General features: G+C 42.4%; 16 protein-coding genes and 3 pseudogenes. 18 read left to right on the top strand and 1 reads right to left on the bottom strand.

Features of this window, described 5'->3' with window-relative positions; translation table 11 throughout:
• Positions 1–248: 248 nt before the first annotated feature.
• Positions 249–1,619 (bottom strand): S1 family peptidase, encoded by a 1,371-nt coding sequence (locus tag AC2TDN_RS26015; protein ID WP_484690671.1) that lies wholly within the window; start codon positions 1,617–1,619, stop codon positions 249–251.
• 159 nt (positions 1,620–1,778) lie between these two features.
• Between AC2TDN_RS26015 and AC2TDN_RS26010 the strand changes: the two genes are divergently transcribed.
• The 18 genes and pseudogenes from AC2TDN_RS26010 to AC2TDN_RS25925 all read left to right on the top strand — a co-directional run bounded on the left by AC2TDN_RS26010 (position 1,779) and on the right by AC2TDN_RS25925 (position 12,925).
• The gene (locus tag AC2TDN_RS26010) at positions 1,779–2,111 is read left to right on the top strand and encodes an NPCBM/NEW2 domain-containing protein (RefSeq protein ID WP_484690673.1); all 333 of its coding nucleotides are present in this window, start codon (positions 1,779–1,781) and stop codon (positions 2,109–2,111) included.
• 515 nt (positions 2,112–2,626) lie between these two features.
• A pseudogene (locus AC2TDN_RS26005) lies at positions 2,627–2,850 on the top strand (oxalate decarboxylase); the annotation flags it as partial.
• A 145-nt stretch (positions 2,851–2,995) separates the two neighbouring features.
• Positions 2,996–3,573 (top strand): annotated as a pseudogene (locus AC2TDN_RS26000) (MFS transporter); the annotation flags it as partial.
• 123 nt (positions 3,574–3,696) lie between these two features.
• A pseudogene (locus tag AC2TDN_RS25995) lies at positions 3,697–3,795 on the top strand (aldo/keto reductase); the annotation flags it as partial.
• A gap of 157 nt (positions 3,796–3,952) precedes the next feature.
• Positions 3,953–4,351 carry an MmcQ/YjbR family DNA-binding protein gene (locus AC2TDN_RS25990; protein ID WP_484690670.1) on the top strand — a complete coding sequence of 133 codons (399 nt, stop codon included), beginning with the start codon at positions 3,953–3,955 and terminating at the stop codon, positions 4,349–4,351.
• A 17-nt stretch (positions 4,352–4,368) separates the two neighbouring features.
• Positions 4,369–4,599, top strand: coding sequence for a hypothetical protein (locus AC2TDN_RS25985; protein ID WP_482065371.1), 231 nt, complete (start codon positions 4,369–4,371; stop codon positions 4,597–4,599).
• A gap of 83 nt (positions 4,600–4,682) precedes the next feature.
• A complete protein-coding gene (locus tag AC2TDN_RS25980; protein WP_484690669.1) occupies positions 4,683–5,360 on the top strand; it encodes an HAD family hydrolase in 678 nt (225 codons plus the stop codon).
• 92 nt (positions 5,361–5,452) lie between these two features.
• A complete protein-coding gene (gene hisA, locus AC2TDN_RS25975; RefSeq protein WP_484690672.1) occupies positions 5,453–6,205 on the top strand; it encodes a phosphoribosylformimino-5-aminoimidazole carboxamide ribotide isomerase in 753 nt (250 codons plus the stop codon).
• Between the two features lie 159 nt (positions 6,206–6,364).
• Positions 6,365–8,170, top strand: a complete 1,806-nt coding sequence (locus tag AC2TDN_RS25970; RefSeq protein ID WP_484690668.1) for an ABC transporter substrate-binding protein — start codon at positions 6,365–6,367, stop codon at positions 8,168–8,170.
• Positions 8,157–8,474 carry a DUF1905 domain-containing protein gene (locus AC2TDN_RS25965; protein WP_484690667.1) on the top strand — a complete coding sequence of 106 codons (318 nt, stop codon included), beginning with the start codon at positions 8,157–8,159 and terminating at the stop codon, positions 8,472–8,474. Before AC2TDN_RS25970 ends, AC2TDN_RS25965 begins: the two co-directional genes overlap by 14 nt.
• Before the next feature lie 34 nt (positions 8,475–8,508).
• Positions 8,509–9,444 carry an aminoglycoside phosphotransferase family protein gene (locus AC2TDN_RS25960; protein WP_484690666.1) on the top strand — a complete coding sequence of 312 codons (936 nt, stop codon included), beginning with the start codon at positions 8,509–8,511 and terminating at the stop codon, positions 9,442–9,444.
• Positions 9,441–9,866 (top strand): hypothetical protein, encoded by a 426-nt coding sequence (locus tag AC2TDN_RS25955; RefSeq protein WP_482065366.1) that lies wholly within the window; start codon positions 9,441–9,443, stop codon positions 9,864–9,866. Before AC2TDN_RS25960 ends, AC2TDN_RS25955 begins: the two co-directional genes overlap by 4 nt.
• Before the next feature lie 280 nt (positions 9,867–10,146).
• The gene (locus tag AC2TDN_RS25950; RefSeq protein ID WP_484690665.1) at positions 10,147–10,296 is read left to right on the top strand and encodes a hypothetical protein; all 150 of its coding nucleotides are present in this window, start codon (positions 10,147–10,149) and stop codon (positions 10,294–10,296) included.
• Positions 10,297–10,358: 62 nt separating this feature from the next.
• Complete coding sequence (locus AC2TDN_RS25945) at positions 10,359–10,529, top strand: hypothetical protein (protein WP_484690664.1); 171 nt, start codon at positions 10,359–10,361, stop codon at positions 10,527–10,529.
• Positions 10,522–11,040 carry a YfiT family bacillithiol transferase gene (locus AC2TDN_RS25940; protein WP_484690663.1) on the top strand — a complete coding sequence of 173 codons (519 nt, stop codon included), beginning with the start codon at positions 10,522–10,524 and terminating at the stop codon, positions 11,038–11,040. The genes AC2TDN_RS25945 and AC2TDN_RS25940 overlap by 8 nt, the downstream gene beginning before the upstream one ends.
• A gap of 20 nt (positions 11,041–11,060) precedes the next feature.
• Positions 11,061–11,456: a GNAT family N-acetyltransferase gene (locus tag AC2TDN_RS25935; RefSeq protein ID WP_484690662.1), complete on the top strand. Its 396-nt coding sequence runs from the start codon at positions 11,061–11,063 to the stop codon at positions 11,454–11,456.
• Between the two features lie 34 nt (positions 11,457–11,490).
• Positions 11,491–12,210 (top strand): alpha/beta fold hydrolase, encoded by a 720-nt coding sequence (locus AC2TDN_RS25930; RefSeq protein ID WP_484690661.1) that lies wholly within the window; start codon positions 11,491–11,493, stop codon positions 12,208–12,210.
• A gap of 16 nt (positions 12,211–12,226) precedes the next feature.
• On the top strand, positions 12,227–12,925 hold the full coding sequence (locus tag AC2TDN_RS25925) for an SDR family NAD(P)-dependent oxidoreductase (protein WP_484690660.1): 699 nt from the start codon (positions 12,227–12,229) through the stop codon (positions 12,923–12,925).
• The last annotated feature ends 306 nt before the right edge of the window (positions 12,926–13,231 follow it).

Below are 13,231 nucleotides of genomic sequence, written 5' to 3'. Positions count from 1 at the left end.
ATGCTTCATAGTGAGTGCCTCTTTTCGTATGTGGGTTTAGTTCTTGCCGGAACGTTTCCCAGTATACTAGAGGCGCTTTTTTCTTTCAAAGCTCAAATTACTTCATTACAGGAATGGCTCCTTTTACAACCATGAAGCTACAAATAACATGTTTAGCCTTGCTGAATTAGCAAGAGCATGTTATTTGTAGCTTCATAAATAGTAGATAATATTATTTCACATTTGTATTTGATGCCTCATATACGAGACTAAAAAAGTATGTTTATTGGTTGACCCGCTGCATTTGATAGATCCGTTAAGACATACTGTAAATGAGAATACATTGCATCGCCATTACTTAGAGTCCCTTTGTTAACTCCTTTTAACTTATTACCATTATAAACTATACCTCCACTATCACCCCCATTACTAGTGTAGTCCGCTGATCTTAGCTTAGTAAAAGAGTAGCCACCTACAGTAACCGATATATTTGTAGATGTTATATTTCCACAGCTAACGGTGTTAGTATCAGTTGAAGCTCCTGACATACAGACGCCTTCTCCGACAACATCTTCACTTGCATTTTGCGTTATTGTATATCGTCCATTAGTAACGCCATCATTATAGATTTTTCCTCCTTGATAGGTCACACTTGAAGGACCCCCACCTATTATACCAGCGTCGGAATTCCCACTCTGATTTTTGAAAGGCATTTGTCCAAGACTAGTTGTACCTTGATAGAAATATGTCGATATTGCTGGGCGACAATGACCGGCTGTAACAACGTATTTATTTGTCCCATCTGAAACCATAAATCCTACAGAACAACGGTAATTTGTTCCTCCATTAGAGTAGGAAATTTTCGCCCCGGCCTGCATTGGGTTCCAAGTAGAAGCACGATTAGCATCATCTCTTGCTGAAATAGCTTCCGTTACTTCAATTACATCTCCATACTTTTCAAATAATTGTTTTACTTTCTCTTCCGTAAGATCTATTATACCGACTCTAATTTTTTGGTTTATAACGTCTGTAGAGACTTCATTTATGGTAATCCCCGTACTTTCAAGACTATCTCTTGAGTTCCATATCTGATCGTGGATTTCATCTAAATCTTTATTCGATTTTTTCGCTTTCATTACTTTTAGTTTTTTCTCATCCGAAAACAATGCTTTAATATCTTTTAAATCAATATCAGTATTTTTTAAACCAATATTAACTATTCCTCCATTGGCCTGATCAATATAGATTATATAATCACCATTCGTTTTTTCATCAAGCTTTTGTTTTATTTTTGGAATCGTTGTCTCTTGAAATTCAAACCTTTTATCTATTTCCAATTCTTCATCAGGTGACAGATGAACGCCATATTTACCACTCTTATATTTTTTGATTTTATCTTTAACAATATCTTGATTTGTTTCAAGTCCAAATTTTTCCCTAAATTCTAATTCTTTTGCTTCATCTGCGACTAAAACGTCATTGTCTGGATTTTCTTCTGCGACTGTATTTACTGAGCTTTCTTCAGAAACGGTATTTGCTTTGCTTTCCTCATTAGTGTTATTGGCTAAAGCAGAACTCCCCATTAATAAGGTGGTGACGATTGACATTATTGCGATTAGAGTAAGAATTTTACTTTTCATTATAGAGCTCCTTTTTAATTTAGTAATCAGAATATATAGAGAGTACATTTTAGCTTGCCTAATCACACCTCCCAGCATTCTAAAACACAAACTTGGAATTTCTACCATAATATAGACGTTCGAATGCAGATAAAAGTTGCGTAAGGTAAGAATAAAACGATCTGGATTGGGAAAAAAGAAGGGAACTTCAAATATCTCTCCGATATAGAATATGCTAGAGCTGAGAGGAGAGCGACAGAGTACCTATATTTTAAACAATGGGCAGCGCCTGCCGGGTATAACTTTCATATTGCTGGAACTAAATATTTGAATGGCATGGGAATTATCTTATACGGAGAATCCTCTGGAGAAATTTCTTACAATTTGAACGGGAATTATAAAAGGTTTTCTGTATTAATTGGAATAGATGACTACACTAAGAATGCTAAGGCTCTTGGTCGAGTAACGATCATCGGTGATGGTACTGAGTTGTACTGGTTGGGGGCGATTTAGCAAAAGAAGTAAATTTGGATTTAAGCGGAATTTTAAAGTTAGAAATTAAGTTTAATGGTTTTAATGACTACGATCAGCTAGATATTGTTCTAGCTGAGGCCAAATTGTACTAAATAAAAAGTTGCTTAGCGCAACTCGAATTCGCAAGCGGCTTTTACATAGTGAATACCATTTATCGTAACAGTGTTTTCGTCTTGCTTCTCACTTATTTTCCTAGAAATTCAGCACAAATAGCCGAAAACCCGTCGGTTTTCAGCTAAATTATTAATTTTGCTTCGAGTGCAAACTTAATAATCGAGTCGACTCGTTGTTTAAATCATATGTAGCAGCGCCGCAAATACGATTTAAGAATAGTATTTCCAAATGGTAGAATTATAGACATGTGCATGAAGAACTTCAATAGAGGAATGTGGAAAGTATGTCCGCATGCGGACAAGAATCAAAATGATAGGGGAGACCATCGGCTGGGAGTCCTCTCGGGACGATTGCCTGATTCGTTGCCTAAAACAGTTTATCCGGGCGCTAATGGACACTACATTCAAAATACGGGTGATCAGTCGTTATGGTTTTTGGAAATGTTCAAGAGCGACCGGTTTGTCGATGTGTCTTTGAACCAATGGATGGCTTTGACGCCGCGCGCGCTGGTTGCGGATAATTTGGACCGGAGCTGCTGGACGAGCTGCGCAAAGAAAAATGGCCAGTTGTGCGATATCCTGGCTATACTTATGTGCCGGAATAAGATAGCTATACAAAAGAAGAATTTCCAGATTGCAAATCAGGCAATCGGAAATGCTTCTTTTTGTTATTTATTGAGGATACTCTCTTCCAGCATTTCAAGCTTGTTGCCATATACCTTTACGATATGATTTTCTCCCCAAGAACAATCTTTTGGAGCACCGATCCTGACTTCTTTAACGTCGAAAATACCGCGAAAAGCGTTGTTGCTTTGGATAATGGTCATTTTTATTATGGGGAAACACGATTGCGGCAACTGCTTCATCGGTTGAGATTCTTCTTATCACTAGAATCATTTCAGCGTTGTCGCATGGTGTATTTATGTCGATTGGCTCAACGATAGCAGCTGACGTCGTACCGCCGAATCGGCGATCAAGCGCAATTGCCATCATGTTTACAGGTCTTATTGCTCATCTTTCTTATTACGGCATTAGGGTAGATGGGATTGTTCCACTTCATGAATGTGGCGGGTCTACAGGTTTATGTCGTTACGCTTGCCGAACACTTTATGCCCGGCGGTGTGGATGTAGCATCCGCACTCAATATAGCCGCATTTAATGCCGGCATTGCAATTGGCGCCTATTCAGGCGGAGTCGTTACAGATTCGATCGGTCTGATCCACACCTCTTGGTTCGGAGGAATCATGGTTGTTGCAGCTGTCATCTTGACGGGCTGGAGCATGACTTTAGAGCGCAAGGATCCACAAAAAGCATCTAATTATTTATAACGAATTAATCATACCGAATTAATCATAACGAATTAATCATACCGAACAAATTATAATTGGAGGAAATAACATAATGAATCATTTACAAGCAACAACAACTTTGCATAACGGTGTAGAAATGCCTTGGTTGATTTTGAGCTGTCACCAGAGGATATGGAGCGGATCAGCGGACTGAATGAGAACATGCGAGTAGGGCCGGACCCGGATAACTTTGATTTTTAATAAACGCTTTTTTCATGAGAGCAAAGCGTTAAGACAAAGAATTCATTTCTTTGTCTTTTTTTGCTGTACGCTGCGCTTCGAGAATTATTTTGCTCAGTTCAACTGACGATATGGTAAAATATATCCAAGATGCTAAAACGGTTGGAGGTGCAGTGACGTGGAGCAAGATGAAATGGATCATTCATATGGCGAATTATTTGATCGAATAAGAGCATTATGTTTGTCCTTCCCAGGCACTAGCGAACGAATAAGCCATGGTGCGCCTTCTTTTTTTGTGAACGAGAAAAAATCGTTTCTGCAATATCGCGTAAACCATCATAATGATGGGAAGCTCGCTTTATGGTGCGCTGCGCCTCCGGACATGCAAGCTCAGCTCATTGAATCGAATCCAGACATTTATTTTAGGCCTGCCTATGTCGGTCATCTTGGCTGGATTGGGGTTAGGCTGGATCGTGATGCAAGATGGGATGAGCTGGTGGGTGTTATGCAGGAGGCTTACTTAACAAGAGCGCCTAAGAAGTTGCTTGCTGCGCTGAAGTATGATTCCACACTTTGATTTGCGGAGGTCATGAAATGGATGAAAAGCCAAACAACATTCATGAAACGCAGGCATCAACGAATGATACGGGAAGAAGCGGTTCGTTTGATTCGCAACTTGAGGATGCGCAGCGAATCGAAGGCGGGGGAGCTCCGCAAAAAATCATTTGGAGTACTTTGCCGACAGGGATCAGAGTGGTCGGTTATGTTTTTGCAGCCATCGTCGTTGCGATGCTCGTATTTGCGCTAAGTACTAATTTCTTTTGAAATTGCAACGAAAGAGAAGAGCATTAGCATGTGAATTAACGAACATATAACAATCATTTGTGAGAAAGCAGGGAATAAGCCACATGATAAAAGCACTCGTATTTGATTTTGACGGATTGATTATTGATACGGAGACGCCGTCTTATTACGCTTTTCGGCAAGTATATCAAGAGTATGGCGTAGAGCTTCCTGTAGCTTTGTATGCCAAATGCGTTGGAACATCCATGGATCATTTTAATCCTTATACCTACATCGATGAATGCGTTGCGGAAGCTATTGATTTGGAAATGTTCAAGTCGAAGTTTAAAGCGATTTATGCGGAGCTATTGAAGGATGCTGTGATTCGTCCAGGCGTTCTTGCCTATTTGGAGGAGGCGAAGCGGTTAAACCTGAAGGTCGGACTCGCTTCAAGCTCGCATATGGAGTGGATTGAGCCTTATCTGATTAAACATCAATTAGCTGGTTATTTCGATAGCTTTAGCACAGCGGATGAGGTTGCGAACGTGAAGCCAGATCCCGAGCTGTACTTGCTTGCCCTGCAGAAGCTTGGCGTAACAGCAAGCGAAGCCGTTTCCTTCGAGGATTCATTAAATGGATTCCGGGCAGCGAGTGCGGCTGGTCTGCATACGGTAATTGTACCGAATGAGCTGACGAAGGATTTTGTATTTGCTGATTACGATTTAATGATTCCTTCTATGGAGGATTTGAGTCTCGCCGATTTGATAGACTTTTTAACGAGGAAATCACAAGTGGCAAAATAGATTGGCTGCTATAGTTGATTTATAAATGACTTTTAGGTTATTTTTCATATAAAGCCATTCGATCATAGAACATACAGAATAGAGGAATCATGTTGAAGTTTAGACCTTGTATCGATTTGCATGATGGGAAAGTGAAACAAATTGTTGGTGAAACGCTTAATACCGAAATCATAGAAAATTTTGTGTCCAAGCAAGATTCGGCCTATTATGCCGAGCTATTTAAGAAGGATGCGCTAACGGGCGGCCATGTCATTATGCTTGGCGGCGGGAATGAAGCGGCAGCTGTTAGCGCTCTTGAGCAGTACCCCGGCGGCTTGCAAATTGGCGGCGGCATCACCTCGGACAATGCATCGTTTTATTTGGAGAAAGGCGCATCCCATGTTATCGTTACGTCCTATATTTTCAAAGACGGTCAACTGAATGAGGAGCATTTGGCGAAAATCGTGTCTGTAGTCGGCAAGGACCGCTTGGTAATCGATCTGAGCTGCAAGGAAAAGGACGGCAAATGGTTTGTCGTAACAAACCAATGGAAGCAGTTCAGCGACTTTGAAGTGAATCAACAAAATATAGTTTACCTGGAGCAATTTTGTGCTGAGTTTCTCGTTCACGCCGTGGATGTGGAGGGCAAGCAGCGCGGCATTCAGCAAAGCCTCGTAAGTGCGCTCGCCGATTGGGTGACTATTCCGACTACTTATGCCGGTGGCGCAAGATCGATTGCGGATATGGATCAATTTAATGAGCTGTCAAACGGCAAGCTGGACATTACAATTGGCAGTGCTTTGGATATTTTTGGCGGCAGCTTATCCTATGATGAAGTGGTTGCTTACAGTAAGCAGCAAAAGTAATATGGAATGACAGCGATAGAGAACTACTGACTGATGCCATCATAGTCGGTAGTTTTCTTTCATTTGACCGTGTTACAGCTGTAAATTATACTTTTGTAAAAAGAGGAAGAACATACGGAGCCTGCTTCAAAAGGGTTTCGTCTTTTAGGCGGTGAGCACATGGAAGTCGATGATTATTATGGCATGCTCAGAAAAACTTTTGTTCATGTACCCGAAAGGGAGAGCTTTCCACTATCAATGGATCGCATTTGCGACATTCTCTCCTGCACGCGCAGGAACGTACAAATTCTTTTGACCAAAATGATTGAGAAGCAATATATCGAGTGGCTGCCAGGGCGCGGACGCGGCAATCTCTCGCAGATCGTATTTCTCATTTCCTATCGCGAGATGGTGTCGAGGAAAGCCAAAGGTCTAGTGGAGAAGGGCAAGATCAATGAAGCATGGTGCATGCTGGAGATGGATCAGGACCAGGCCATAAAGTCAGAGATCATGGGATGGTTAACCGAGCACTTTGGCTTGAAGCGGGATACGGAGGAGAAGGATGTTCTGCGATTTCCATTCTATCGTCGCGTATTGCGATTGGACCCGGCTTTTGTTAGTCGGCGTACGGAAACGCATTGGATCGAGCAGGTTTTTAATACGTTGATCAAGTATTCGCCGCAGGAGGGCAAATTTATTCCGCAGCTTGCTCATCACTGGGAGAGTGACGATACGAAAACGAAATGGACGTTCTTTTTGCGAAAAGGGATTCGATTTCATCATGACAAGATTATGACCTCACGGGACGTTGCATTCACATTCCATAGGCTGCTCGTTAATTCTTCTTCCGAGTGGATGACCTCCATGATTAGTGAGATAAGAGAAATCGGGAAGTACTGTATATCGTTTGAATTAAAGGAGCCGAATGCATTATTTCTTCATTTCCTTTGCACGGAGCGTTACTCCATCATACCGGATCTGACAAGTGAACCGGGCATTGAAGAGAGGTTTGAAGCGCTGCCAATCGGTACAGGCCCCTTTCATATCATCCAAAATAATGAATCTATGCTTGTTGCTCAGGCAAATGAGCATTATTTTGAAGGCTGTCCTCATTTGGACCGGATCGAGATGTGGGTATGGCCAAATTATGAGGAAAATCCGCGCTTGTCTCAGCCGGAACAAGAGGAGCAGCTCGTCTATTTTGACGCTCAAATCAAGAGGGGCTTAAGCAACGCATTAACACAGCTAGAGCAAGGGAGCACCTTCCTGACTTTTAATGAGACAAAAAATAATATCATTCAGCAGATCAAGTTCCGCCAAGCAATTCATTACGGAATAAACCGACAGCAAATGATCGATGATTTGGGAGGCATTAGACAGAAGCCTTCTGCAGGCTTTATTTTGGAAGAGAGGGATGATATCTACTGCTCCTCATATGATCCAGCCCATGCCGCCCAATTGATGGAAGAGTCCGGGTATAATGGTGAAACCTTGACCTTGTGCACGTACGAGATGCCAGCTAATGAACAAAGCGCCAAATGGCTTCAAGAAGCAAGCGGAAAAATCGGGATTTCCATCGAATTGGTTGTGTTGCCGGTCGAAGAGCTTTATAACCCTGCTATTATTGCACAAGCGGATTTAATACTAAGCGGCGAGGTGCTTGGACAGCAGCCGGACCTTTCACTCATTGAGATGTATATGTCAAGAAATAACTGCATTACAAATCACAGGAATCCAGCGGACAAAAGCTTTATTCAAAATCAAATTTCCATGTGCTTGAAGGAAGAGAATCTGGCGATTAGAATGGGTTATTTGGCAAATATTCAGGCGCAGCTAAAACGCAATTTCAGTTTATTATTTCTTCACCATAGTCTGCAATTAGTCGGCCATCATCAAACTCTTCAAGGAATCTCACTTAATGCTTGGGGCAAAATCGATTATAAGGATGTATGGTTAAGAAAGGAGGAGCCCTTTGAAGACGTTTAGCTTTAAGGCTGAAATATTGAAGCATGATGGTATGGATGCCGCCTATATCACATTTCCGTATCAGGTAGAAGAGGAATTTGGCGTTAAAGGACAAGTGAAGGTAAGAGCCGTTTTCGATGATGCAATTGAATACCGAGGCTCCTTGGCGAAAATGGGGCTGGAATGCCATTGTCTCGGCTTGACTCAGAAAATAAGGAAGCAGCTGGGCAAGCAGGCTGGAGATGTTATTCGCGTGAGTCTCCATGCTGATCTAGAGCCAAGTAGACTGGAAGCTGCGCTTGGGGAGCTGAAATTACGTTCATAGAGTTGATCATATGCTTAAGTCAGGGGGAGATCGATTGAACGGAGAGGGATTATCCGAACGATTAGTAAATGAAATTAGTCTGCTCCATGGAAGCAGTCGTATATCGAAAATTAATAAAGGTTATTCCAATGACCAAAAATTTATTGTAGAGAACGATGGTCAGACGTATTTGTTAAGATGCTTTTCGTTGGATGAGCGATCCGCTAAGCAGGCTGAATATGATGCGATCTGTCAAATGGTAAGCTATGATGTCTTATGCTCGAAACCAGTAGAGATAGGCGTTTTGCCAAATTCAAATATCGGATATATGCTTTTGACTTATATTGAAGGGGACGAGGCAACGGATATTTTGCCTGCCTATTCGCCTTCCATTCAGCAAGCGATCGGATTGGAAGCAGGCGCGGAGCTTGCGAAGATGCATAGGTGGCAAGCACCAGCAGCTACAGCTCCTTGGCATGAGCGCAAGCTTGCAAAGCACAAGCGTTATATGGAGCAGTATTTGAACGGTGAGGCACGAATAGCGGGAGATGAGCAGTTTTTAGCATTCATTGATCGGCATCTGCATCTGATGGAGGGAAGGCCAAACGTCTTCCAGCACGACGATTTCCATGTTGGCAATTTGATCGTGAAGGATAAAAGATTAGCAGGTGTTATTGATTTTAACCGTCTAGACTGGGGAGATCCTGTTCACGAATTTTTGAAGGCGGGAATGTTCAGCAGCGAGGTAAGCATTCCGTTCACGATTGGACAAATTAAAGGATATCATGATAACAATGAGCCAGATGAGCAATTTTGGACGCTATATTCGGTTTATTTGGCGATGACAATCGTTTCTTCTATCGTTTGGATCTTGCAAGTGAGGCCATCCGAGCTTGGCATTATGACGCAAAAGCTGGAGCGAGTGCTTCGGGACCATGATCATTTTAATAACATTATTCCACGGTGGTATTTGGAGGAGCAGCAGCGATGAGAGCAGATTATTATAAGCTAATGTACGATTTTGTAAAATGGGCAGGCGGGCAATCGCATATTGCAGGCATCGCTTTGGTTGGCCCCTGTGCAGATGATGAGAATGAAGAAGCGGATGCGGATTTGAGCTTCCTCATTATTTCAGATAAGAAGACTAAGACATTGGAAGCTATTCTTCATCAGTTTCCATTCGACAACATCGAGCAAGCGTCGAAGGAGGAGTGGGGACTGCTAACCTCCTTGCGAATCGAATATGCGAGCGGACTCGAAGCCGAGTATGGCGTTGCAGGTGAAGAATGGCTGCAGCTGCCAGTGAATCAAGAGATGGGTGACGCCGTTATGAAAGGCTTCAAAGTGATTTGGGAGCGGGAAGAGCTGTTTGAACAAATTTTGAGATATATTGCGACTCATGAATTTCAATAGAATGATCAATTGCTACCCTAAGCTCATAGGTACCATTTTGCAAGCTGCCACGTTACTTGCTCCATTAGTCGACTCTCATTTAGTAAAGGAGATTAGAATATGATGGTCATACGTCCGTATCAAGCTGATGATGTAATGGACATAACCGAGCTTATGCTGGATTTAGGCTATTCTACATCTATTGAGCAGATGAGAATTAGAATGAGCAAAATAGATTCTTTGCAGACTATTCGTTAGCTCCTAATAGTTGTATAATCATGAAAATGAAGGGGGATTAGATGTGGCGGAAATTAAAGCAGTCATCTTTGATTTGGATAATACCCTATTGGATCGTACATATACATTTAAGTTATTTGCTGCCTCGTTTCTGAGTCATTATTTCGAGCATTTGGAATCGCATGATCAGCTGCTTGCTCTCATTATCGAATGAGATCAGGATGGCTATAAAGACAAGCGGGAGCTTTTCCGAGAATTGCTGGATCATTGCCATGGATGGACAAGCCAGATCATCAAGAGCTTATGGATTACTACAGCGAGCATTATGTAAAAAGCACGGTTCTTGCCCTGGCGCGAAGAGTTATCGGCAACACCGCTGCATACGGTTACAAAATTGGACGAACTGCTAGCTATTCTATAAGAAGAAAGAAGGATTTGTATGGATGAAAGATATCCGATTGGTACATTCAGCCTAACAGGCGAGATTTCGCCGCAGCAGCGAGAGGCTTGGATTCAGGAAATCGAGCAGCTGCCAAGCCGTCTTCGCAGCAGTGTTGACGGTCTAAATGAGGAGGAGCTTAATACCCCTTATCGCGAAGGCGGATGGAAAATCAAGCAAGTCGTTCATCATGTTGCGGATAGTCATATGAACAGTTACATACGTTTTAAGCTTGCATTGACAGAAGAGACTCCAACGATCAAACCCTATTACGAGGAGCGGTGGGCAGAGCTTCATGATACAGTAGATGCGGATATCGAGCTTTCATTAGCCCTTCTTGACCATCTGCACAAGAGATGGGCCATTTTACTGCGATCATTGACGGACGCGGATTTTAAAAAGCTATTTTTCCACCCGGGGTCGAAAGAAACCTATGCACTAGACTATACACTCGGAAATTACGCTTGGCATGGCAACCATCACGTTGCTCACATTTTGGCATTCCGGAATAAACAATAGGATGGTCATGGAGGGCAACTATGATTCGCTATGAAAATAGTAAAGCATTATCTGCGTCTGATCTTTCGCAAGTATTCGCAAACTCAGGCATAAAGCGCCCCTTTCAGGATTTAGAGCGTTTGCAAAAAATGATTGATAACGCTGACATTATCATTAGCGCCCGGGACGGCGATAAACTTGTTGGCGTTGCTCGCGCCATTACGGATTATGCGTATTGCTGTTATCTTTCGGATCTGGCAGTCGACAAGGCGTATCAACGTCTTGGTATTGGCAAGCAGTTGGTCGACAGCTTACGCGAGTCGCTTGGCGCGGAAGTTTCACTCGTACTACTTTCTGCGCCTACAGCTGTCGAGTATTATTCGCGTATCGGCTTTACCCAAACAGATAAGTGTTTCCTTATTGCTAGAGAAAGATGATTGATGATTAGGAATCGCTTGAGGGGGTTTACCTATGTTTGAATCAGGTCTAGCTGCTAATCAAGATGTTAATATTCATTATCTGGATACTTTGCGTGTGGCTGATCATCAGCTCACACCTATCATTATTTGCCCAGGATTATCGGAAGCGGCAGAAGAATATGAGGATTTGTTGGCCTATTTGCTGCCGCGAAGAGCGATCGTTCTCTCGTTTCGCGGGAGAGGCCGAAGCGATACGCCGCGAACCAAATATGATTTGACGGATCATGTGTCTGATTTGTCAGCGGTTGTTCAGGAGACAGGTATTGAACGTTTCCATTTGATGGGCAACTCTCGCGGTGTATCCTATGCGCTTGGGTTTGCTCAAAATCATGCAGATCAGATCGTATCGCTTATTGTCGAGGACTATCCTGCTGAACATAAAGAAATGTCTGCCGAATGGGCTGACCACTATATCAACCAATATCTGATTCCAACGGGCAGAAATAAGTTCATTAGGCAGCAGGCGGTAAAAGGCATACAACGGGAATCAACCCAAATACGGATGGAGGCTAAGCTTGCGCTTCCCGCCATGGTTATTAGAGGTATGCTTGAAGACTCATTGATAAGCGAAGCGGATTTGTTGCATTACAAGGATATGTTCACTGCGGTAACCGTCAAAGAATTTGCTGACTCTGGACATGCCATACGCGAGAAGGAGCGGGATAAGCTTTATTTATCGATAAAGCAGTTCTTGGATGAGCAGGAGGCATAAGGTAGGGAGGTGTACGTTGAAAGCATTTATAGTGACAGGTACGTCTCGTGGATTAGGTTTCGAAATTTGCAAGCAGCTTATAAAGCCTAACCACCTTATCTTCTCGATATCAAGAAGCGAGAATGATAACCTAATTTCACTTGCAGCAGAACATAACTGTGAGTTTCATTTTATGAAATATGATTTGCTGAACGTAGAGGGTATCTCTACTTTCATGCATGAAATGCTCAAACTTATGAATCATTCCGATATAGAATCCATTACATTAATTAATAATGCAGCAAAAGTAACGCCTCTTGGCGCTATCGATTGCTGCTCCTCTGAAGACTTGATTAGAAATGTACAAATTAACTTGCTTGCTCCATTTTTGCTTACTCAATCATCAATAAAGGAGACAGAGCTTTGGGATGCGCACAGAATAATTGTAAATGTCTCATCAGGCTCAGCCCAGAATGCAGCAGCCGGTATGAGCATTTACTGCGCATCGAAATCGGCTATAAATATGTTCACATCATGCTTCCAGCTTGAGGAGCATCGATCAGTTACAATCTATAAGGTAGACCCAGGCATGGTTGACACGGATATGCAGGCAGAAGCGCGCAGCGTAGAAGGTCAGCCTATATTTGATTATTTTAGGCAAGCGATGATAGCTGGTTCTTTGAAGACCGCCGAGAGCGTTGCGGAAAAAATTGTAAAAAGGGTCTTATCGTCTTAAAAGAGTCCTGCTCTCATCAATTGCAATTGGAATTACAAAATAGTCAATAACAAGCGATATCCATTGAACCTTTTGCGGACACAGAATCCGTTATATGCTTTAAATCTGCTGTTTTCTAGATACTATCGGACTCAGAATCCGTTATTCACTCTAAAAATAATGGATTAGCTTAAATTTGTAAGCAATAAAATTCCTGTAGGTGCTAAGAAATGGCCTTTGAATGAAAAGGAGCGCCTCTGGTACGATAGGGTTGCACGGGGTCAAAGCCCTTATTACCTATCATCCAAGGAGGACGCTCTACTATGA

The organism is Paenibacillus sp. Y660, from assembly GCF_057221575.1.
This window is presented reverse-complemented; position numbering and strand designations above follow the sequence as displayed.